At 32.8% G+C, this 21,001-nt stretch carries 20 protein-coding genes and 2 pseudogenes; 13 read left to right on the top strand and 9 right to left on the bottom strand.

Annotated elements, in window-relative coordinates; translation table 11 throughout:
* Nucleotides 1-2 precede the first annotated feature (2 nt).
* Nucleotides 3-851 carry a sugar ABC transporter permease gene (locus tag AC37UB_RS07130; RefSeq protein ID WP_490685520.1) on the top strand — a complete coding sequence of 283 codons (849 nt, stop codon included), beginning with the start codon at nucleotides 3-5 and terminating at the stop codon, nucleotides 849-851.
* An 8-nt stretch (nucleotides 852-859) separates the two neighbouring features.
* Nucleotides 860-1,669: a DUF1189 family protein gene (locus tag AC37UB_RS07125; protein WP_241699451.1), complete on the top strand. Its 810-nt coding sequence runs from the start codon at nucleotides 860-862 to the stop codon at nucleotides 1,667-1,669.
* A gap of 18 nt (nucleotides 1,670-1,687) precedes the next feature.
* Here AC37UB_RS07125 and AC37UB_RS07120 read toward each other — a convergent pair whose 3' ends face one another.
* The 4 genes and pseudogenes from AC37UB_RS07120 to AC37UB_RS07105 form a co-directional block, all read right to left on the bottom strand.
* The gene (locus AC37UB_RS07120) at nucleotides 1,688-2,158 is read right to left on the bottom strand and encodes a sensor histidine kinase (RefSeq protein WP_490685589.1); all 471 of its coding nucleotides are present in this window, start codon (nucleotides 2,156-2,158) and stop codon (nucleotides 1,688-1,690) included.
* A gap of 39 nt (nucleotides 2,159-2,197) precedes the next feature.
* Nucleotides 2,198-2,371: pseudogene (locus AC37UB_RS07115) on the bottom strand (histidine kinase dimerization/phospho-acceptor domain-containing protein); the annotation flags it as partial.
* A 19-nt stretch (nucleotides 2,372-2,390) separates the two neighbouring features.
* Nucleotides 2,391-3,020 carry a hypothetical protein gene (locus AC37UB_RS07110; protein ID WP_490685519.1) on the bottom strand — a complete coding sequence of 210 codons (630 nt, stop codon included), beginning with the start codon at nucleotides 3,018-3,020 and terminating at the stop codon, nucleotides 2,391-2,393.
* Nucleotides 3,017-3,699 (bottom strand): annotated as a pseudogene (locus AC37UB_RS07105) (response regulator transcription factor). The gene AC37UB_RS07110 and the pseudogene AC37UB_RS07105 overlap by 4 nt, the downstream one beginning before the upstream one ends.
* A 564-nt stretch (nucleotides 3,700-4,263) precedes the next feature.
* Here AC37UB_RS07105 and adhE point away from each other — a divergent pair.
* Nucleotides 4,264-6,864 carry a bifunctional acetaldehyde-CoA/alcohol dehydrogenase gene (gene adhE, locus AC37UB_RS07100; RefSeq protein WP_117973291.1) on the top strand — a complete coding sequence of 867 codons (2,601 nt, stop codon included), beginning with the start codon at nucleotides 4,264-4,266 and terminating at the stop codon, nucleotides 6,862-6,864.
* Nucleotides 6,865-6,909: 45 nt separating this feature from the next.
* Here adhE and AC37UB_RS07095 read toward each other — a convergent pair whose 3' ends face one another.
* Nucleotides 6,910-7,560, bottom strand: coding sequence for a hypothetical protein (locus tag AC37UB_RS07095; RefSeq protein WP_242093764.1), 651 nt, complete (start codon nucleotides 7,558-7,560; stop codon nucleotides 6,910-6,912).
* Nucleotides 7,561-7,735: 175 nt separating this feature from the next.
* Here AC37UB_RS07095 and mreC point away from each other — a divergent pair, with 175 nt between their 5' ends.
* The 7 genes from mreC to AC37UB_RS07060 all read left to right on the top strand — a co-directional run bounded on the left by mreC (nucleotide 7,736) and on the right by AC37UB_RS07060 (nucleotide 13,962).
* The gene (mreC, locus tag AC37UB_RS07090) at nucleotides 7,736-8,605 is read left to right on the top strand and encodes a rod shape-determining protein MreC (protein ID WP_242093762.1); all 870 of its coding nucleotides are present in this window, start codon (nucleotides 7,736-7,738) and stop codon (nucleotides 8,603-8,605) included.
* Complete coding sequence (gene mreD, locus AC37UB_RS07085) at nucleotides 8,605-9,123, top strand: rod shape-determining protein MreD (protein ID WP_117973288.1); 519 nt, start codon at nucleotides 8,605-8,607, stop codon at nucleotides 9,121-9,123. The genes mreC and mreD overlap by 1 nt, the downstream gene beginning before the upstream one ends.
* A 158-nt stretch (nucleotides 9,124-9,281) precedes the next feature.
* Entirely contained in the window at nucleotides 9,282-10,673 is a 1,392-nt protein-coding gene (locus tag AC37UB_RS07080) for a C40 family peptidase (protein WP_117973287.1), read from the top strand.
* 150 nt (nucleotides 10,674-10,823) lie between these two features.
* Nucleotides 10,824-11,159, top strand: a complete 336-nt coding sequence (locus tag AC37UB_RS07075; RefSeq protein ID WP_117973286.1) for a PadR family transcriptional regulator — start codon at nucleotides 10,824-10,826, stop codon at nucleotides 11,157-11,159.
* The gene (locus AC37UB_RS07070; protein ID WP_158559442.1) at nucleotides 11,134-11,805 is read left to right on the top strand and encodes a DUF2812 domain-containing protein; all 672 of its coding nucleotides are present in this window, start codon (nucleotides 11,134-11,136) and stop codon (nucleotides 11,803-11,805) included. Before AC37UB_RS07075 ends, AC37UB_RS07070 begins: the two co-directional genes overlap by 26 nt.
* Nucleotides 11,806-11,816: 11 nt before the next feature.
* Nucleotides 11,817-12,719, top strand: coding sequence for an ABC transporter ATP-binding protein (locus AC37UB_RS07065; RefSeq protein ID WP_117973284.1), 903 nt, complete (start codon nucleotides 11,817-11,819; stop codon nucleotides 12,717-12,719).
* Nucleotides 12,712-13,962, top strand: coding sequence for an ABC transporter permease (locus AC37UB_RS07060; protein ID WP_117973283.1), 1,251 nt, complete (start codon nucleotides 12,712-12,714; stop codon nucleotides 13,960-13,962). Before AC37UB_RS07065 ends, AC37UB_RS07060 begins: the two co-directional genes overlap by 8 nt.
* 36 nt (nucleotides 13,963-13,998) lie before the next feature.
* Here AC37UB_RS07060 and AC37UB_RS07055 read toward each other — a convergent pair whose 3' ends face one another.
* The 3 genes from AC37UB_RS07055 to AC37UB_RS07045 are packed head-to-tail and all read right to left on the bottom strand — an operon-like array spanning nucleotide 13,999 to nucleotide 17,908.
* On the bottom strand, nucleotides 13,999-15,942 hold the full coding sequence (locus tag AC37UB_RS07055) for a glucose PTS transporter subunit IIA (RefSeq protein WP_241699443.1): 1,944 nt from the start codon (nucleotides 15,940-15,942) through the stop codon (nucleotides 13,999-14,001).
* Between the two features lie 12 nt (nucleotides 15,943-15,954).
* Nucleotides 15,955-16,851: an N-acetylmuramic acid 6-phosphate etherase gene (gene murQ / locus AC37UB_RS07050; protein ID WP_490685518.1), complete on the bottom strand. Its 897-nt coding sequence runs from the start codon at nucleotides 16,849-16,851 to the stop codon at nucleotides 15,955-15,957.
* Entirely contained in the window at nucleotides 16,844-17,908 is a 1,065-nt protein-coding gene (locus AC37UB_RS07045) for a DUF871 domain-containing protein (protein WP_490685517.1), read from the bottom strand. The genes murQ and AC37UB_RS07045 overlap by 8 nt, the downstream gene beginning before the upstream one ends.
* A 208-nt stretch (nucleotides 17,909-18,116) precedes the next feature.
* Between AC37UB_RS07045 and msrA the strand changes: the two genes are divergently transcribed.
* A complete protein-coding gene (gene msrA / locus AC37UB_RS07040; RefSeq protein WP_241699441.1) occupies nucleotides 18,117-18,632 on the top strand; it encodes a peptide-methionine (S)-S-oxide reductase MsrA in 516 nt (171 codons plus the stop codon).
* A gap of 38 nt (nucleotides 18,633-18,670) precedes the next feature.
* Here the strand turns inward: msrA and AC37UB_RS07035 are convergent, their stop codons facing one another.
* Entirely contained in the window at nucleotides 18,671-19,312 is a 642-nt protein-coding gene (locus AC37UB_RS07035; RefSeq protein ID WP_242093759.1) for a copper homeostasis protein CutC, read from the bottom strand.
* A 119-nt stretch (nucleotides 19,313-19,431) separates the two neighbouring features.
* Here AC37UB_RS07035 and AC37UB_RS07030 point away from each other — a divergent pair, with 119 nt between their 5' ends.
* On the top strand, nucleotides 19,432-20,292 hold the full coding sequence (locus tag AC37UB_RS07030; protein WP_490685516.1) for a methyltransferase domain-containing protein: 861 nt from the start codon (nucleotides 19,432-19,434) through the stop codon (nucleotides 20,290-20,292).
* A 195-nt stretch (nucleotides 20,293-20,487) separates the two neighbouring features.
* Nucleotides 20,488-20,994, top strand: coding sequence for a tRNA (uridine(34)/cytosine(34)/5-carboxymethylaminomethyluridine(34)-2'-O)-methyltransferase TrmL (gene trmL, locus AC37UB_RS07025; RefSeq protein ID WP_490685588.1), 507 nt, complete (start codon nucleotides 20,488-20,490; stop codon nucleotides 20,992-20,994).
* Nucleotides 20,995-21,001 lie beyond the last annotated feature (7 nt).

Raw genomic sequence — 21,001 nt, 5'->3', positions numbered from 1 at the left:
AAATGAAGACAAATCATTCAGTTAAGCGAGCTAGATTTTTAAGTCATTTCTTTACCTATCTTTTCTTAATAATATTGTCAATTATTGTTATATATCCTCTGTTGATTACAGCTAGTACGGCATTTAAAGAAGGGAACGTTGGGGCATTTACATTAGATTTTTCTAGCGATTGGACATTATCTAATTTCTCTAGATTATTTTCAGAAACAATGTATGGTACATGGTATAAAAATACACTCATTATTGCAGCTTCCACTATGTTCTTTCAAGTGCTGATTATAACATTAGCAGGATACACATACAGTCGATATCGTTTTGTGGGAAGAAAGAAAAGTTTGAAATTCTTTTTAGTAATTCAGATGGTACCAACTATGGCAGCTTTAACAGCCTTCTACGTTATGGCACTGTTGTTAAACGCATTAGATCAACCATGGTTTTTAACATTGATTTACATCGGTGGAGGAATCCCTATGAACACATGGTTAATGAAAGGATATTTTGATACTGTACCAATTGATTTGGATGAATCAGCTAAGTTAGATGGAGCAGGCCATTTTAGAATCTTTTGGCAAATTATTTTACCTCTTGTGAAACCAATGATTGCAGTTCAAGCATTGTGGGCATTTATGGGACCATTTGGTGACTTTATGTTAGCTAAATTTTTACTAAGAAGCCCAGAAAGTATTACAGTAGCTGTGGGTCTACAAACATTTATCAATAATTCAAGAGATCAAAAAATCGCACTGTTTTCAGCTGGAGCAATATTAATTGCTTTACCAATTTCAATTTTATTCTTCTTTTTACAAAAGAATTTTGTGTCAGGTTTACTATCAGGTGGAACGAAAGGATGATTTAACTTATGATAGAAGACAAATTTCCAATGAACTATTTTAAAATGTCGTTTAGTCCTAAAAAAATGTTTTTAGGTAGAGATTCTTTACGTTGGTATCAAAAAATGGTGATTGTGTTCTTTTTACTGTCATTGATGTTGATTCCAATTTCAATCCAATCAAAAAATGTCCCTTCTATTAAATTAGATGCGCTATACCCAAAATTAGTACAGCAATTAAAAACTGAGCCATCTAACAAAGAGTTACTTAAAGAAATTTCTATTGTTGATGGAAAATTAATGGGCAAATCAAGTGACATTAAAAGTAGCAATATCGTTATAAATCCTGAAAAAACAGATCAAGCATCATTAACAAATAACGTTGTTTTCTTCTCAGATAGATTAGAGCTAGTTGATGGGGAAAAAACAATAAAAATAGCATACGATGAAGATCTGACGATACATGGAATAGCGTCAATGGAAGAATTTATTTCTTTTGTTGAGGAGAATTGGAATGAACAAACTGTTTTCTATCGAACAATCGGTTATACCTTTTTAATTGGCATGTTGGTATTAGTGAGTAGCGTGTTTCTAATTTTTGGCACCAGTTTGTTCATCTATTTAACTAGAAAAAATGATTTATCTAGTATCAAAACTTACCGTGAAGCAACCAATTTAGTGATGAATGCGTTATTCATCCCAACATTAGTATCAGCTATTTTTGGCATGTTTCACTATGATGTTTCATTGATGCTAACTATACAAGCACTAGGGTTAGCCATCATTATTTTACTCATTTTTGTAAAAACAAAATTTAATGATAAGCTAGTAACAGTGTAAATAAAAACCAAAACATGATTAGTGTTTTGGTTTTTTTACATGCATTAATGGCAATCGAAAGGTGAATGATACACCAACAGGGGTAAGATTTTTTGCTTGTATATTGCCTCCATGTTCTTCAACAATCTGCTTAGCAATGGATAACCCCAAACCATTTCCACCAGTTTCTTTGTTTCTTGAATCATCTTCACTGTAAAATTTAGTGAAAATATGATTTAATTTATCTTCATTAATGTGAGGTTCGAAATTTTTAATCGAAACTTCCCATTGCTTTTTATTGGTAAGAGAGGAAGTGACAGTAATAGAATCCCCAGTTTTTGTGTATTTAAAGGCATTATCTAATAAAATTAGCAATACTTGATGGAGTTTTACTACATCTATATCGGCGTTAAATGACTTATTTTCTTTAAATATTAATTGTTTTTCTTGTTCTTCAGCGAGTAATTGAAAGGGATCCAATACTTTATGGATAAATGTATTGGTATCGATTGTTTCTTTATCAAGGATTAAAGTATTAGAATCTCCCTTAGCTAAAAGAAGTAAGTCACTTGTCAGTTTGGTAAGTCGCTGTGCTTCATTCAGGGCTTGAGCAATAGTTTCAGATTCATTAATTATTGTATTATTTGGGTGCGTAAATAATTTTTCCAAATTTAAACGAATAATTGTCAAAGGAGTTCGTAATTCATGAGAGGCATTTTCAACAAACTCTTGTTGTTTTTTTTCATGATTTTAATATAGGTTTCATCGTAAAATTAGATAATCCGTAGCTGATAACTAACGATAGAATCCAAAAAATAAACATACAAATTAAAATAATCAGACGAGATTGTTTAACTGCTTCATCTATTTGATTAACATTGACTAGTACTTGAGTATAGGCTATGTTCAGGTTATTTTCACTTGGGGAGATGGTAACACTACGAAATGAAAATTTAGAGTCATTATTTTTATTCTTCAAAGATAGAGTAGAAATAATACCGGTATTTTTTTTATCTAGTGTAGGTTCTTCTAAATTCTCTAACCTATCTTCTACCGAAGAGTTATTTAAAATTTTTCCATTTTTATCCCACAGAATAACGACTGTATTAAACTGATTATTGGGCCCATCAAAATTAAATTTTGGGGTTCCAATAGGGCTGTCTTTTCCAACTTTATTTAACATTCTGATTTCTCTGTCTAATAGACTGGGATCACTAGCCATTCTTTCTAAAGTAGAATCGGTTTCTGTATAAGCAGAGTATTGGATGACTTGAATAGTGATAAAAGATAGTAAAGAAAATATAACGGCAAAAGCGCTACAGTTAATAAGGAAAAATCTTAAACGTTGTTTTTTTGATGCAGGTGACTTCATAGCGTTTCCTCTTTTTGTAAGATGTAACCAACGTTTCGGATAGTAGATAGTTGTTTGTTTAGATTAGTTTCTTTCAAATGTTTTCTTAAATGACCCATATAGACTTCCACTATAGATAATGCTGTATCAGAGTCATAGTCCCAGATACGATTAAAAATTTGTTCTTTCGTTAGTATTATGTCTTTTTTTTGTAGCAAGTACACAAGCAAATCATATTTTTTCCTTGAATGGGTAGAATATTGTCCTGGTATTTGACTTCTCGTTGCAATAGAAGACAGGTCAAATCGCCATAACTAAGGGTATTGTCTTCATATAATTCGAAGGTTCGTTTTAAGATAGCTTTACTTCTCATTAGTAATTATTCACGGTGAAATAGCTTGGTCAAATAATCATCGGCATCGACTTTAAATCCTTCCAGTTTATTATCTAAACTGTCTTTGGCTGTTAGTATTAAAATAGGAATATTATTTTTATCGTTTCTAAGTTTTTTTAATATAGATACCCCATCCATATTTGGTAACATCAAATCAAGAATAACAAAGTCATACCCGCCTGATTCTACCTCATAAAGAGCTTCCTCTCCATCATAGACTTGAGTGACATTACCTAACTCTACTAAAATATCTCGGATATGTTGAGAAATCTCTTTTTTATCTTCTATTACTAAAATATTAATCATCATCTCACTCCTTTATTTACACTTCTTTTGTACCTTAAGTACACAAAAAAACAAACATTAACTAATCAGTTTTAAACAAACTGATTAGTTAATTCGTTTTTAATTATTATCTAGGCACTCCTAGTATTCCCATCTTAATTAATATTTAGGATGTAAATCATATTTATCAGTAGACATATAATGTTGTAAATCTGATATAAATGTTTCATATCAATCTTCTGGAATCAGATATTTGTGTTCTTTTCGTTTAAATTCTTTTTTTGATTCCATCGTAATCAACCTCTTTAAAATGGATATGCATACAGTCTAAGATATAAGACTTAAATAGAGCTTAAATGAAAACATAAAGTGATGTAAGTCACAATATCGTAATTATTAAGAAAAATATCACTCGAATAAAGAATGAAATCAGATTTAAATGTTTATTTTAAGGTTTTATTAAGAGAAAACGTATTCATTTAAATAAAGTGAAAAAAATCACATAAAAGTATTTACAAGGTGAAAAAAGTGTTGTATATTATATTTGTGAAATACATAACGAATTTAATTCAGGAGGGTATTACTTTGAAAGATAAAAATAAAAAAGCTGAAGTAAAAGAACAATCAGTAACAGAAACAATTGATCATTTAGTCGCTAATGCTCAAGAAGCATTAAAAGAAATGAAAACTTTTGATCAAGAAAAAGTGGATCATATCGTTCACCAAATGGCTATGGCTGCCTTGAATGAACATATGCCTTTAGCCAAATTAGCAGTAGAAGAAACTGGCCGTGGTATTTATGAAGATAAAGCAATCAAAAACATGTTTGCTTCTGAAAGTATTTGGAACAACATTAAAAATGATAAAACAGTTGGTGTGATTAATGAAGATGAACAAAAACAAATCATTGAAATTGCTGACCCAGTCGGAGTGGTATGTGGGGTAACACCAACAACAAACCCAACATCAACAACCATTTTCAAATCAATGATTGCGATTAAAACACGTAACCCAATTATTTTTGCTTTCCATCCAAGTGCACAAAAATCATCTGCAGCAGCAGCAAAAGTTGTAAGAGATGCAGCAGTTAAAGCTGGCGCTCCTGAAAATTGTATTCAATGGATTGATACGCCATCTATTGAAGCAACAAATACATTAATGAACCATGAAGGTGTTGCAATTGTTCTTGCAACGGGTGGTTCTGGAATGGTTAAAGCAGCTTACTCTACTGGTAAACCAGCTCTTGGTGTAGGTCCTGGTAACACACCAGCTTACGTTGAAAAAACAGCTAAAATTAAACGTGCGGTAAACGACTTAATTACATCTAAATCATTTGATAATGGGATGATTTGTGCGTCAGAACAAGGTGTCATTGTTGATAAAGAAATCTATGATGCAGTGAAAAAAGAATTTGAAGCGCATCAAGTATACTTTGTTAAACCAAACGAATTAGAAAAATTAGAAAAAGCAGTAATGAATGAAACAAAAACTGCTGTTAACCCTAAAATTGTTGGACACTCGGCAGTATCTATTGCTAAAGATGCTGGAATTAAAGTACCAGAAGGAACTAAAATTTTAGTAGCTGAATTAGAAGATGCTGGTCCAGATTACCCATTATCACGTGAAAAATTATCTCCAGTATTAGCAATGTTTAAAGCTAACAATACTGAACATGGTTTAGAATTATGTGAAAAAATGTTAAAACTTAATGGTGAAGGACATACAGCTGTTCTACATTCTGAAGATGAAGATTTACAATTGGAATTTGGTTTAAGAATGAATGCTTGTCGTATTTTAATTAACTCTCCAGCGGCTCAAGGTGGTATTGGTGATATCTACAATGAAATGATTCCATCATTAACTTTAGGTTGTGGATCTTATGGTAAAAACTCAGTATCTAAAAACGTTTCAGCAGTTAATTTGATTAACACTAAAACTTTAACGAAACGGAGAAATAACATGCAATGGTTTAAATTACCTGAAAAAATCTACTTTGAATTAAATTCAATTCAATATTTACAAAAAATGAAAGACGTTGAACGTGTATTCATCGTTTGTGACCCAGGTATGGTTGAATTTGGGTATGCTCAAAAAGTGATTGATGAATTAATGAAACGTCAAAATAAAGTGAAATTCGAAATGTTCTCAGATGTTGAACCAAATCCTTCAACAAATACAGTTTATGCTGGTACAGAACAAATGATGAAATTCCAACCTGATACAATTATTGCTATTGGTGGTGGATCTGCTATTGATGCGGCTAAAGGTATGTGGTTATTCTATGAACACCCAGAAACAGAATTCTTTGGCGCTAAACAAAAATTCTTAGATATTCGTAAACGTGCTTACAAAATTCCTGAAGCTAGAAAAGCTAAAATGGTTGCTATTCCAACAACATCAGGTACTGGTGCGGAAGTAACACCATTTGCGGTTATTACTGACAGTGAAACTCACGTGAAATACCCATTAGCAGATTATGCATTAACTCCAGATGTGGCAATTATTGACCCACAATTTGTTATGAGTGTTCCTGCTTCTGTTACAGCTGATACTGGTATGGACGTATTAACACATGCAATCGAGTCATATGTATCTGTTATGGCAAGTGATTACACGAGAGGTTTAAGCTTACAAGCTATTAAATTAGTATTTGAAAACTTAGAAGACTCAGTTAAAAATCCTAACTTAGAAAACCGTGAAAAAATGCATAATGCTTCTACAATGGCTGGTATGGCGTTTGCTAATGCATTCTTAGGTATTTGTCACTCAATTGCTCATAAAATTGGTGGAGAATACGGTATTCCTCATGGACGTACTAATGCGATTCTTTTACCACATATTATTCGCTACAATGCAAAAGATCCTTCAAAACATGCATTGTTCCCTAAATATGATTACTTTAGAGCTGATACGGATTATGCAGACATCGCGCGTTTCTTAGGACTTAAAGGTAACACAACAGAAGAATTAGTAGAATCTTTAGCTAAAGCTGTTGATGATTTAGGAAAACGTGTTGGAATCGACATGAACTTATCAGCACAAGGATTAAGCAAAAAAACATTGGATGAAACAGTTGATCGTATGGCTGAACTTGCTTACGAAGATCAATGTACAACTGCTAACCCTAAAGAACCATTAATTAGTGAATTAAAACAAATTATTATTGATTCTTACGAAGGTAACTAAAAGAATCATGTTAAAAAAGGTCGTCCCAAATGTTGGGGCGACCTTTTATTTTAATAAATCGTAAGTTTTTGTTTTGGGTTGATAGAGCACATTTTCTTTAGATATAGGAACCATAATAGAGGATATACCTGGTCCAATTTTTTCTTTGAAGCCAACAGATGCAAAAGAGGCATCAGTTAAAATAGCGTATTCTTTGGAAATAGATACTTGATTGACAGGTTTAAACTGGATTAGGTCACGGGATATATCCGATTGGTAGATGTCCTTATCATCTGTAAAATAATAAAACACGTCGTTTTTTCCAAGATATTTTATGCTATTTTGTTCTATTGAGACTTCTTTTTTATAAAATGGAAGATTTAATGTTTTATCTACATCGTATAATGAGGCTCGATTTGAGGAATCATTAGGTCGTGTTTGATAATGTAAAACAGCCATTTTTATTTTTCGATTAGCATTTGTTTCAAAAGAAATGAGCTTACGATAATCCTTTGTTATTAAAAAAATAGTGGAAATACATACAGTAGTAATAAGAAAAGTTAGTCCAATGATTTTATAAATTTTGTTAGCATTTGTAGTTGAAGGGATAATATCAAATAAAATAAATAGAATGATAGCTACTATAAATAAGATAACAGGTAATACAACGTTAATTAAATGTTCGGAAAGGTGCCAATAATTACCATTGACTGTCATAATACACCCTCCTGATGAGTTGATAATCTTATTATAGTCTAAAGAGTCTGACAATAGTAAATTAGTTTATTAAAATTTTGAAAACAAATAGGTAGTTATGTGGTTTATATTGAAGAATAATGGTAAAATCAAGGATGTATGTTTTTTAGATTATAAGATATTACGGGGTGAAATAGTGAAAAAAAATAATTCGAGTCGAAATATCATTATAGCGATCACTGTTGTGATTGTTATTATTTTATTAGTGACATTTAGTGCGATGCAACGAGATAATAATAAAAAAAGTTTACCAGGTCAGTCGCAAACGAATAATGTAATTGCAAAAGTAGACTATGTCGTGAAAGCTCCTTTTAGAATGCTTGAAAGCGGAGTAAAGAGTATTAATAATTTGTTTAATACCTATACAGAAAATGAAGAATTAAAAAAACAAATTGATAAAAGTGCTTCTTTAGAAGCTGAGTTAGCAAGTCAAAAATCTGAGACAAGAAAATTAAAAGAACAATTAAAATTGAATGATACATTAACTGATTACGATGTGATTAATGCTAGTGTCATTAATCGTTCACCAGACAGTTGGCAAGATGTGTTGATTATTGATAAAGGAACGAAAGATGGTATAGAAGTGAATATGGCAGTAATGGGGGATAAAGGGTTAATTGGTCGAGTGATTATTGCTGAATCTGGTAGTTCAAAGGTAGAATTATTAACCACTCAAAATCAAAATACTAATCATTTTCCTGTAATGATTCAGACGAAAGATGATAAATCTGCGTATGGATTAATGGAAGGTTATAACAGTAAGACGCATACTTTAATCGTTTCCCAATTAACGAGTGTGGATAACATTAAAAAAGGAGATTTGGTTTCAACATCTGGTTTAGGAAACAATTCTCCAGAAGGGTTAGTTGTTGGGGAAGTCAAAGAAGTGAAAAAAAATAAAACAGGGTTAAATGCAGAAGTATTGGTGACTCCTGTTGCTGATATGTATGACGTTTCAAGCGTAACAGTTATTAAACGTCTTGCTGGAAATCAAGGGGTGGAGTAATGGAACAAAAATCATACTATCCATACTATTTACCTGTTTTATTGTTTGTTGCAATGTTAGTTGATGGTCATGTAAGCAGTGCAATGATGGGGATGTTATCTATTCCTATGACATTTACAAGTCATTTAGTTTTGCTAATTTTAATGTTTTCGACGTTTAAAGTAAATCAAACTTATTTAATGATTTGTGCAACAGTTATTGGATTATTATATGATTCTTATTTTTATAACGTTTTGGGAATTAATTTAATATTGTTACCCATCCTCGTTTTTTTCATGTATAGACTTTTTGAATATGTCGAACCAAATACTCTGACACTTATATTAAGTTTTATTGTGTTTGTCACACTTATGTCCATAGGAAGAGCGGTTTTACTTAGTATTTTCAAATTAACTAATGCTAACTTTTTAGACTTTTTCACGCGAAATCTAGCTCCATCTTTATTAATCAATGTATTGTATATATGTCTGTTAGTTATACCACTATCAAAGGTATATGGAGTTTACAAGAAAAAGTGATTATTTGAAATGTTTTTGTAACATTCCTATCATCAAAGTGACATGTATCTATGTTAGAATTTGGTTATTGTTAAAGTTAACGTAAATTTAAAAAAATGAATAAAAATTTAATCAAATAAAAATAAATGTGAAATGAAAAAAATGGAGGATGGCTAGCTTTGAAAAAGAAAGTATTATCGACGATTTTATTAAGTAGTATATTATTAAGTACAGTGGGTGCGCCAGCGTTAGCTACTGCAGCTAACACAGACTCAAAAGTAGAAGAACAAAATAAAAAAATTAAGGAGTTAGCCTCTAAAGAAGAAGAAGCAACTACGCAATTATCAAGTATAAAAGAAAATATTTCATCAATTAAAGAAGAAGCATCAGCATTGCAAACGAAACAAGTGGAATTAACAAAAGAAATTTCTAGTTTAAATAGTGAAGTAAAAGATTTAGAAGCACGTATTGCAAAACGTGATGCATCAATCAAAGAACAAGCTAGATCGGTTCAAGTAGAATCAAACAGCTCAAATGTTATTGATTTAGTTTTAAACGCTGATTCTGTTTCAGATGCTTTGACAAAAGTTATGGCGGCTAATCGTCTAGTAGGTGCTAATAATGATATGATGAAACAACAAAAAGAAGATAAAGAAGCAGTAGAAGCGAAAAAAGCATCTGCAGAAAAAAAAGCAAAAGAAGTACAGGAAACAGCTGTTACTTTAGAAGCAAAAAAAGGTGAATTAGAAGATCAGGAGTTAGCACAACAAGCAACTGTTAGCCAAATTTCTGCTGAAAAAGCGACAGAGGAAAATAAAAAAGAACAGTATTTAGCTGAACAAAAAGCTGCAGAAGAAAAACGTGAAGAGCAACGCAAAGCTGTAGAAGCAGCAGCTCAAGCAGCGAAAGAACAAACTAAAACTGTCAAAAGTGAAAAAGTAGACACCGCTAAAACTAATAGCGACAGTAATAATACTGCTAATAGTAATAATACTGATAATACTTCTAATGAAACTAATAATAATACAACAGATAATTCTGGAAAAATCGATAAACAAGTGACTGTTGTGACACCAAACGATATTAATGAAAATAAACCTGCTCAAACACAACCAGAAGTAGAAGAAACAAATACAACAGAGACAAACACAACAGAGACAAGTACGCCTGTTGCGACAACACCAGCGCCATCACAAACTTCTACAACACCAGCTGCAAATGGTAATGCTGTTGTATCTGAAGCATACAAACATATTGGAAAACCATATGTTTGGGGAGCAAAAGGACCTAGTTCATTTGACTGTTCAGGATTTACATCTTATGTATTCCGTCAAGCGGCAGGAAAAGAAATTGGTGGATGGACTGTCCCACAAGAAAGTGCTGGAACACAAATTTCGTTAGGTGAATTACAACCAGGAGATTTGGTATTCTGGGGTTCTAGAGGTGCGACGTACCATGTAGGTATCTATGTTGGTGGAGGTCAATATATTCATGCTCCACAACCAGGAGAATCAGTTAAAGTGACAAGTATGTCATATTATTCACCAGATTTTGGTGTAAGAGTTAACTAATTTAAACGATTATTATTAAAAAGATGATTTCAAGCAAAAACTTGAAATCATCTTTTTTTATTGACAAAAACTATATCATTATATAATATATCAGTTAAAGATATATTATATAATGATATAGTTGGATATGGATTAAAGGAGAGTGAAAAAATGGAATCTATGACAGACTCGACGTATTTAATCTTGTTAAGTTTATTAGAACCAAGACATGGCTATGCAATAATGAAGGGTATCAGTGAGATGACACATGATAGTGTAACAATTGGTCCAGCAAGTATGTATACTATTTTAAAAAAATTAGAAAAAAAAGGAGATATTCGTCTCAAAGAGGATAAAGATAGAAAAAAAATATATGTGATAACTTCTCAAGGACAAGAAGAATTGATAAAAGAAGTTGACAGACGACGTATGTTTTATGAAGCGGGACGTTCTCTATTAATGGGAGATAGGGTGGATGTGTATGATATGGAAAAACACGAAAATTAAACTATCTAAAGGTTTAGCTTTTTACGCTGAAAAAGAAAGTATTTATTTTTCGAAAGAAGCTAGTAAGGGGTGGCAACTAAAAAAAATTAGTCCTTTAGGATTTTATGTATTTAAAAAAGCAGCAGAAGAAGAATCAACTTGGGTCATTGATTTTTATAGTGGGAAAAAAGAAGATATTAATGAGTATGTTGAGTTTTATAAAGATTCAGGTTGGTCGCTAGTCGAAAATTATCGAAATCGTTATTTTGTATTTAAATCAACTGGTAACCATGTTTTTAACTATACTGACAGACAAACTTATAAAGAACGTTTGAAAAATGAAACAGTCTGGATGTTATTACAGTCTTTATGGGCTTTTTTTCCAAGTTTGGCTATATATCTGATGTTGTTTTATTTCAATCATTTTGACATGGGCTTGTGGTTAAAAGCAATCATTAGTGGCATATTATTTTTGGGGATTATTTTTCCAGTGATGTTGGCTGTTTTACTATTATATTTCAAAATGATATATCGTAAACGGCCAGAATTGTATAACAATCCCAAGGCAATAGATAGAAGCCAAAAATTTGGAAGAGATATGGTTATTGCGATGATTATTGGGGCTCTTTTCGGATTTGTTAGTAGTATGTTATTTTTTAATCAATAGGAGGGGAAAGAATGTTAGAAGTAGAAGGATTAACAAAATATTTTGGGGATATGGCAGCAGTAGATGATGTATCTTTTCGTATACCTGATGGCAAGATTTTAGGATTAATCGGACAAAATGGTGCGGGAAAATCAACAACCTTTCGTTTGATTTTAAACTTTTTAGATGCAGATGATGGAACGATTTTATGGAATGGAAAACCATTAAAAGAGAAAGATTATGATGTTATTGGTTATTTACCAGAAGAAAGAGGACTTTATCCTAAAGTAACAATTGAAGACCAGTTGATTTATTTTGGTCGCTTACGTGGAAAAAAGAAAAAAGAAATTGTTCCGCTAATTGATAAATGGATGGAAAAATTTCAAGTAAAAGGGAAAAAAACAGATAAAGTAAAATCGTTATCTAAAGGAAATCAACAAAAGGTTCAGTTGATTGCAACACTTATCCATGAACCTAAATTGATTATTTTAGATGAACCATTTAGTGGATTAGATCCAGTAAATGCTGAGCTTTTAAAAGAAGGTATTATCGAATTAAAAGAAAACGGTTCGTGTGTTATTTTTTCTAGTCACAATATGGAAAATGTTGAAAAAATTTGTGATCATCTAGTCATGTTGCGAGATGGTGAAATGGTATTGGATGGATCTGTTCAGGCTATTAGAGAATCATTTGGAAGAACTCACTTAGAGATAGAAACAACTCTATCTAAAGAAGAATTAGAGGCTATTCCTGGAGTATTAAGAGTAGAAAATTCAAGAGAAAATTATTATCATCTAAGATTGGAATCTTCAGAGGTAGGTCGAGATGTATTTGAAGAAGTAATCAAGGTGACTGATTATATTCCAATATTTAATCAACAGCCACCGACATTAGAGGAAATATTTAAATTAAAGGTTGGTGAAGAGGATGAATAAATTTTGGGTTGTTGCACTTGAAACGTATAAGAAACATGTTAAATCTGCAAGTTTTATTATGATGGTTTTAGCACCATTTTTATTAATTGGCTTTTCTTTAGGAATGGGTTACTTTGGAGATAAATTTTCAGACGTAAATGAAATAGCGATTGTCTCGGATGATAAGGCTATTAGTGAAACCTATAGAGAAATGGCTAAAGATGATTTCGATATAAACAAGAAGATTACGACAGAATCTGAGGCAAAAAAAGCACTTGAAAACGAAGAAATTGATGGGTATCTTTCTATTTCGGTTTCTGAAAATCAATTAAAAGGACAGTATACAGGAGTAGAAACACTTGGTACAACAAATCAACAAATACTACTTGGATTTCTAAATCAAATGCAGCTAGGTATTAATTCAGGTTCATTAGGGTTAACGCAAGAGCAAGTGACGACATTGTTATCTCAAGCAACTTTATCAGAAAAACAAGTCAAAGTATCAGATGGACAGATTAAGGAAAATAAAGATAATCGGATGGCATTAACACTAGTGGGATTCTTTATTGTTTTAGCGATGTATATGATAGTCTTACTATATGCTTCTATTACAGCGCAAGAAGTGGCGTCTGAAAAAGGGACACGTATTATGGAAATCATCTTGTCCAGTACAACGGCAGCAAAACATTTTTACGGGAAAATTATGGGGATTTTCCTCGTAATTTCAACGCAAGTTCTCATCTATCTGTTTTCTGGCGTGATTGCTTATGTTTTAGCAAAAGACATAGATATGGTAAAAGGATTTTTGGAAACAGTATCAATTGATGAATTAATCAAAGGAATTTTAGGTTACAATCTCTTATATTTACTATTAGGTGTGTTAATCTATACGATTTTATCAGCTTTTACAGGCTCGTTAGTAAGTAAATCAGAAGATGCTGCAAAAGCTGTAACACCTGTGACTTATTTGATTATGATTGCCTCGTTACCAACAATGATGTTAGGAATGTCTGATCCACAAAATATGCTAATTAAAATCTTTTCATTCATACCGTTTTTCTCATCATTTGCTATGCCTGTTAGAATCGCAAATGATAGTGTCACCAATACAGAAATTCTTATTTCTTTAGGCATACTATTAGTTGGAATTATTTTATTACTTAAACTTTCAGCTAAAGTATACAAATCAACTGTTTTAATTTATAGTGATAAGAGTATGATGCAAGTATTTAAAGATGCGTTAAAAGTGACAAAAACAAGATAAAAGAAACGCTTGGAAAATTTTTCCAAGCGTTTTTCGTTATGTCATTTTTACATTTAAAAGATGGTCTGTATGTGTTACAGTGCCTGTTTTTGTTAAAACGAATGTGTCAATATCATCCATGTTAGTTAAAACAACAATCATAGAAGTTTCTTTTTTCGCTTCTTTAATTTGTTCTAAATCAACCCTGGCCAATAAGTCACCTTGTTTTACTTTCTGACCTTGTGTTACTTTAACATCAAAAGGTTTTCCATCAAGATTGACAGTATCAATTCCCATGTGGATTAAAACATCTAGTCCATTAGTTGTTGTGATACCAATGGCATGTTTTGTTGGGAAAACAGTGGTAATTGTTCCGTCAACTGGAGAATAGATATGACCATCACTTGGATCAATAAAATAACCATCGCCCATCATTTTTTCTTGGAATACAGGGTCACTTACTTCTTCTAATGTATGAGCTACACCATTTGCAATAGAAGTTAAACTCACTTCTTTTACTTGAGTTGTAGGTTTGACAATAATATCCTCTGTTGTTTCTGCTAAGGTGTTTTTTTCTAATTGTTCTTTTGGAATACCAAAGAAGTAAGTCGCTAAAAATCCACCAGCGTAAGCAGCAAGTAATCCTAAAACATATCCCCACCATCTACCATTCGCAATTAATGGAATTAAGGCTACACCAGAAGGGCCAATAGCAATCGCGCCGATATTTCCAACTAATCCAACAACAGCCCCACCAATACCACCACCGATACAAGCAGTAATAAATGGACGGCCTAAAGGTAAGGTTACACCGTAAATTAAAGGTTCACCAATACCTAAAATCCCAACAGGTAAAGCTCCTTTAATCATTTCTGTTAATTCTTTGTCTTTTTTGCATCGAACCCATAGTGCAATCGCAGCTCCGACTTGTCCAGCACCTGCCATTGCTAGAATTGGTAGTAACATGGTTTGTCCTGTTTCATTAATCATTTGGACATGGATGGGTGTTAGTATTTGATGTAAACCAAACATCACCATTGGTAAGAAGAATGTTCCTAAAATAAATCCAGAGAAGGCTCCACCAACGTTTAGTACCCAATTAATCCCACCAACCATACCATCAGAGATAAATCCAGCTAGAGGCATAATAAAGAATATTTCAATTAGTCCAATAATAATCAAAGATAGAGTTGGAGTCACAATAATATCTATCGAATCAGGAATGATCTTATGTAATCTTTTTTCAACAAGAGAAAGTAACCAAACAGCAAAGATAACACCTAAAATCCCACCTTGGCCAGGAGAAAGAGCTTGCCCGGTGAAGAGATTTTTAAGTGGTGCTTCAGGGTTCATACCTGTTAGCATGACAACAGCCCCAATAACCCCACCTAGAGTGGGTGTTGCTTTAAATACTTGAGCAGCGTTAATCCCTGTATAAATAACTAAATAACCAAACATCCCATTTTTTAGAATATTCATCACGTCGATATATTGTTGCCAAGTTGCCCCATTAATACTACCAGCTGTTACTAAGTTGGTTAAAATAGCAGCAATCCCTGCAACAATACCAGTACCAACAAAAGCTGGAATCATCGGAACGAAAATATTAGAAATGTCCTTAAGAATGACTTTTAAGGTAGATTGTTTTTGCTTGGCTTTTTGAGCTTCTTTCATTTCTCTTGCTTTTTCATTAACCATTTCTTTTCCTGAATGGGCTTCAGGGAACGTTTCACCTAAATCAACGCCAGCCATATCAACCATCTCTTTAGCTACTTTATTGACTTTTCCTGGTCCAATAATAATTTGTAATTGATCATCATCGACTACTCCTAGTACGCCAGGAATAGCTTTTAACCCATCTAAATCAACTAAATCACGATTTTTAAGAGTCATTCTAACGCGTGTCATACAATGAACAATAGAGACAACGTTTTTCATTCCACCAACATGATTGTAAATTTGTTGTGATAATTCGTTTAAACTTAAGTCATTCTTTGCCATAGTGATTCTCCTTTATAATGTTTTTTTTATAAAACCTTTAGCCTGAGTTAACTTTTCCGTTGCGTCATCTTTGCTACTATTTGTCAAAATCATGACAATAGCTAATTTGACATCTTCATCTGCTTCATAAAAATACGTTTCAGCTGTCTCATAATCTACTTCTGTTGCTTGCATAATAATGCGTTTTGCACGCTCTACGAGTTTTTCATTAGTTGCTTTCACATCGACCATTAAATTATTAAAGACTTTTCCAATTCCAATCATGCTAATAGTTGAAATCATATTTAAAACGAGTTTTTGAGCTGTTCCTGATTTTAGTCGAGTGGATCCTGTTAAAAATTCTGGACCAACGCTAACTTCAATTGGAAAGTCAGCACTTTGGCTAATCAACGCGTTTTTATTACAAGATAAGCTAGCTGTTTTTGCCCCTATTTCTCTAGCGTAGTTGAGACCACCAATCACGTAAGGAGTTCTACCACTTGCGGCAATCCCAATGACCATATCGTGTTTTGAAAGATTTAAATCAACTAAATCTTTTCTACCAAGTTCCATGGAATCTTCAGCCCCTTCGACTGCAATAGTCATCGCTTTTTCTCCACCGGCAATTAAACCAATCACCATATCAGGACTAACACCAAAAGTTGGGACACATTCAGCTGCGTCTAAAACACCCAGTCTGCCACTTGTGCCAGCCCCCATATAAATAAGACGTCCTCCTTGGTTAAAGGCTTCAATTGTCTGGATAATCACTGGTTCAATGCTAGATAATTCATCTTTAACTGCTTCGGCTACTTTTTCATCTTCTTGATTCATTAATAAAAGAGCTTCTTTGACACTCATCGTATCTAAACCTAATGTATCTTGGTTGCGCTGTTCAGTAGTTAAATTAGTTAAATCGACTTTACTCATTATCATCATCCTTTCTTAATTCATAACGCATGCCTGCTTTGATGTGGTCTATTATGGGAATGTCTTTTTCAATCACATATGCGACAACATTGACTTTATCGTCTTTAACCAAATCTCTTTTGGTAATTTGTAATTCTCCCATATAGCGTAAATATGCGTGATTATCTAACGTCACACTTCCTTTTAAGCGTGGTAGGTTTTTTTTGGGGGGAATATCAGGTATTTGTTTAAATCGTGCATTGGCGCTTCTTACCACATCGCGTGCTTCATCTTGACGATTGTGATGTTGACCAAGAAAGAGAGAGCTAAATTCTTCATCAATGGTATTAACATGGAGAGTGAGAGTATCATTTTGTAAAAACTCTTTAAACTGAGATTGTGTGACCTCGCTTAAGCCGCCGTCTCCAATATAAATGTCATCAGTAAGTTGGTTAGCTAAATCTAAAGCACTTGCTAGAGGGTGGATATAACGATGTTCCTCTAGTGTAGGTAAGCCTTCATAAAGTGGACCTCGTAGATCATTATCACCTGGAACGAAACCTTGAATAGTAAATCCATTTTCTTTTAGCCACTGATTTTTTTCTAAATACCAGGTTTTATCTAATCCAGTTTCTGGTCGAGGATAGTAGTTATGCCATGCTTCTAAGTGTTTGAAATTTGCTTTGTGTTTGATTAGGTCATCAATATCATGTTGTGTAATAGTACTAGCATTTAATCCAACTGTCATATGATGAGAGCACTTGGCGATTGTATCATTTGAAATATGGTAATCCATTCGAAGAGCTGTCACACCAATATGTTTTAATTCATCAAGACGATCAATAGAAAATCCTGCTTTAGACAAAGCATCACCTGATATGTCAATCATTAAGTTAAGATTGTTTTTTTTAGCTTCCGTGCCAAGTTCAATTAGTCTGGAATAGTAGGTAGCGGCATCATCTTCTGGAATATGTAGCGAAGTGAAAATACCTGTAAATCCAATTGTTTTCATTTTTTCTATGTAACTCTTTTTTTCATTCGATAAAGGTTGATTCATAAAAATAGAAAAACCAAACATTATTTTTTAAACTCCTTTCTTGATTGTATTCGTTTTCATATGAGATAAGATTATTATACCTTATTGAAATTTTTTTTCAATTAAAATATTATATATTATAAAATAATATTCCTTTAAAAGAAGGAATATTTTGTGAATAAATCATATTATGTGACGAATAAAAGAAGATTGTTTAAAATGGTTAGAAAAAGATAAGGAGATGATTTTAATGGAAGAAAAAGCAATATTTGCTGGTGGATGCTTTTGGTGTATGGTAAAACCATTTGATGAGTTACCTGGAATTATTAAAGTAGTTTCGGGGTATACAGGTGGTCATACAGTTAATCCAACGTATGAACAAGTGTGTAGTGGAACAACAGGTCACACAGAAGCTGTTGAAATTACATTTGATCCTGAAATAATTAGTTATAAAGACTTGGTTGAGATTTATTGGCATCAAACAGATCCAACAGATGCTATGGGGCAATTTGTTGATAGAGGTGATTCTTATCGTCCAGTTATTTTTTATGAGAATGATGAACAATATGAGATAGCAAAAGAATCAAGAAAAGAGCTAGAGGAAAGTGGAAAATTTGATCAACCCATTGTAACGCAAATAGAAAAAGCTAAAACTTTTTATCCTGCAGAAGATTATCACCAAGATTTTTATCAAAAAAACGAAGAGCATTATCAAAATTATCGACGAACTTCTGGTCGTGATCAGTTTATTGAGAATAATTGGTAAAAGAAAAAGTGCTTTGCGTCTAAAACGCAAAGCACTTTTTAAAAATGAAAATCAACAATTCGAGTTCCGTGTACCTCTTTTACATTTAAAAAGGAAGTCACTGTATCAATATTCTTATAAGTAATTCCACCACCAGGTAGAATTGTAATTCGGTTATTAGCGTAGGAAATTAAATCATTAAGGTATTCTAAATGTTTTTCAATTGGTACGACACTTGCTCCACCATGAGTTAAAATCCGAGTAACGCCATGTTGGCTTAACCAGTCAATGGCTTCAAATTGGTCATCACGCTTCATTAAGTCAAACGCCATATGAAAGGTGACTTGCATACCTTCAGAAGCTTCTAATAAGATTAACATAGCCTCTTCATCGATTTTATTTTGTTCATTTAGACAACCAAATACTACCCCATCAACACCAAGTTGTCTTGCTTCTAAAATATCTGCTTCCATAATTTTTAATTCAATGTCAGTATAGACGAAATTTCCACCACGAGGTCTGATAATCGCCATCACAGGAACGCCTTTTTCACTACAGTAGGCCATGGTTTCTGCCAAGACACCCTTACTAACTGTTGTCCCACCGACAGCTAAATTGTCACAAAGTTCAATGCGTGTTGCACCTGAAGCAATCGCATTTGGAATATTCGTAAAGTTTTCAGCACAAAATTCTTTAATCATCACAAACAAATCCTCCGAGTTTCATTCATTCATTCTTGTAATATTAGTATAGCATAAACCATCATTTGTCGATGAAAATTATGGTATGATAGTCGTAACATTTATTTAGGAGTTTAAATATGCTAAAAAAGAAAAAAGAGTATGCGATAGATCACTTAAAAACGACAGTGGGTGCAATGGCATGTCCCAAATGTCATAGTGCATTTGAATTATTAGATAATGGCTTAGTTTGTCAGAATAATCATCATTTTGATTTGTCGAAAAAAGGAACGATCCATTTTCCACTTCACCATATGGAAAGTGATTATGATCATCAGATGCTTGAACATCGACGCAATATGATTCAAAAGGGATTATATCAGCCAATTGAAAAGGAAATAGCCCGTATTATTTCAAATCAAGGGGAAATTGGTTTAATAGTGGATATGGGAGCTGGAGAAGGAAGTATCTTAGAGAGGCTAATCAGAAACAATGATATTTCTGGCACTAAGATGGGATTTGATTTGTCCAAGGATGGTATGGTATTAGCAAGTGACTTTTCAAAAGAGGCTTTTTGGTTCATTGGAGATGTCACAAATATGCCATTTAAAGACGAGAGTGTAGATACTTTATTAAATATTTTTTCACCTAGTCACTATGAAGAGATGAGTCGTGTTTTAAAAAAAGAAGGGCTAGTGATTAAAGTTATTCCAGAAGAACATTATTTAAAAGAATTACGTGAGCTATTTTATTATGATGAGCAAGCTAAACAACAATATAGTAATGAAAAAGTGTATCAAAAATTTTTAAAAGATATGCAGTTAATAGAAGAAAAAAGAATAACCTATCAATTTGTTGTGGAAAAAGAAGATTTTCAAGATGTTTTGATGATGTCACCAATGCATTGGGGAGCCAGTATTCAGGCAAAAGAGCATGCTCGTGATAATTATTTTCAGAAATTAACAATAGATGTGAAAATATTGGTTGGTAAAAAATATTGATTTCCAAAACTAAGGTTGTTTTTTATAGTTGTTAGTGCTACAATAGCATCAAGTCATTTTCAGCGGTTTTTATCAGATTCCTGTTCTGATAAAAGTTGGTGAGATGGCAAACCGCCAACGTAGCGACTCGCAGTGAACTAACACCGAGACGATACGTTTTTTTTATGCAAAAAAATAGGAAAGAAGAGACCCAAAATAATGAATCATATCGTATTATTTGAGCCACAAATACCGGCAAATACCGGAAATATTGCACGAACTTGTGCTGCAACAAATTCCCCATTACATTTAATTGAGCCATTAGGATTTTCAACAGATGATAAACATTTAAAACGAGCAGGGCTTGATTATTGGAATGATGTGAATATTACATATCACAAAAGCTTAGATGCTTTTTTAGAAACATTAGGTGATTCGCCACTACATTTGGTCACAAAATTTGCTAGAAATACTTATAGCGATGTGGCGTTTAATGATGGGCGTGACCATTATTTTATTTTTGGAAAAGAAACAACAGGATTACCAGAAACATTTATGAGAGACAATGAAGAAAAATGCATCCGTATTCCAATGAATGATGAACACGTTCGATCATTGAATTTATCGAATACCGTTGCGTTAGTTGTTTATGAAGCATTAAGACAACAAGAGTTTCCCAATTTAGAAGCAGTCCATATCTATGACAATGATAAATTAAGCTAGGAGTTAG

This window comes from Vagococcus changpingensis (genome assembly GCF_058211775.1).
Note: the sequence above shows the minus strand (reverse complement) of the source record. Positions and strands in the feature narration are given on the sequence as shown.

Excerpts from the sequence above, each read along its gene's own strand:
- AC37UB_RS07110 (WP_490685519.1), bottom strand. The coding sequence starts at position 3,020 with ATGAAGTCACCTGCATCAAAAAAACAACGTTTAAGATTTTTCCTTATT.
- AC37UB_RS07125 (WP_241699451.1), top strand. The coding sequence starts at position 860 with ATGATAGAAGACAAATTTCCAATGAACTATTTTAAAATGTCGTTTAGT.
- AC37UB_RS07130 (WP_490685520.1), top strand. The coding sequence starts at position 3 with ATGAAGACAAATCATTCAGTTAAGCGAGCTAGATTTTTAAGTCATTTC.
- murQ (WP_490685518.1), bottom strand. The coding sequence starts at position 16,851 with ATGAGTAAAGTCGATTTAACTAATTTAACTACTGAACAGCGCAACCAA.
- AC37UB_RS07075 (WP_117973286.1), top strand. The coding sequence starts at position 10,824 with ATGGAATCTATGACAGACTCGACGTATTTAATCTTGTTAAGTTTATTA.
- mreD (WP_117973288.1), top strand. The coding sequence starts at position 8,605 with ATGGAACAAAAATCATACTATCCATACTATTTACCTGTTTTATTGTTT.
- AC37UB_RS07055 (WP_241699443.1), bottom strand. The coding sequence starts at position 15,942 with ATGGCAAAGAATGACTTAAGTTTAAACGAATTATCACAACAAATTTAC.
- AC37UB_RS07060 (WP_117973283.1), top strand. The coding sequence starts at position 12,712 with ATGAATAAATTTTGGGTTGTTGCACTTGAAACGTATAAGAAACATGTT.
- AC37UB_RS07095 (WP_242093764.1), bottom strand. The coding sequence starts at position 7,560 with ATGACAGTCAATGGTAATTATTGGCACCTTTCCGAACATTTAATTAAC.
- msrA (WP_241699441.1), top strand. The coding sequence starts at position 18,117 with ATGGAAGAAAAAGCAATATTTGCTGGTGGATGCTTTTGGTGTATGGTA.
- AC37UB_RS07030 (WP_490685516.1), top strand. The coding sequence starts at position 19,432 with ATGCTAAAAAAGAAAAAAGAGTATGCGATAGATCACTTAAAAACGACA.
- AC37UB_RS07070 (WP_158559442.1), top strand. The coding sequence starts at position 11,134 with ATGATATGGAAAAACACGAAAATTAAACTATCTAAAGGTTTAGCTTTT.
- AC37UB_RS07035 (WP_242093759.1), bottom strand. The coding sequence starts at position 19,312 with ATGATTAAAGAATTTTGTGCTGAAAACTTTACGAATATTCCAAATGCG.
- AC37UB_RS07065 (WP_117973284.1), top strand. The coding sequence starts at position 11,817 with ATGTTAGAAGTAGAAGGATTAACAAAATATTTTGGGGATATGGCAGCA.
- AC37UB_RS07045 (WP_490685517.1), bottom strand. The coding sequence starts at position 17,908 with ATGTTTGGTTTTTCTATTTTTATGAATCAACCTTTATCGAATGAAAAA.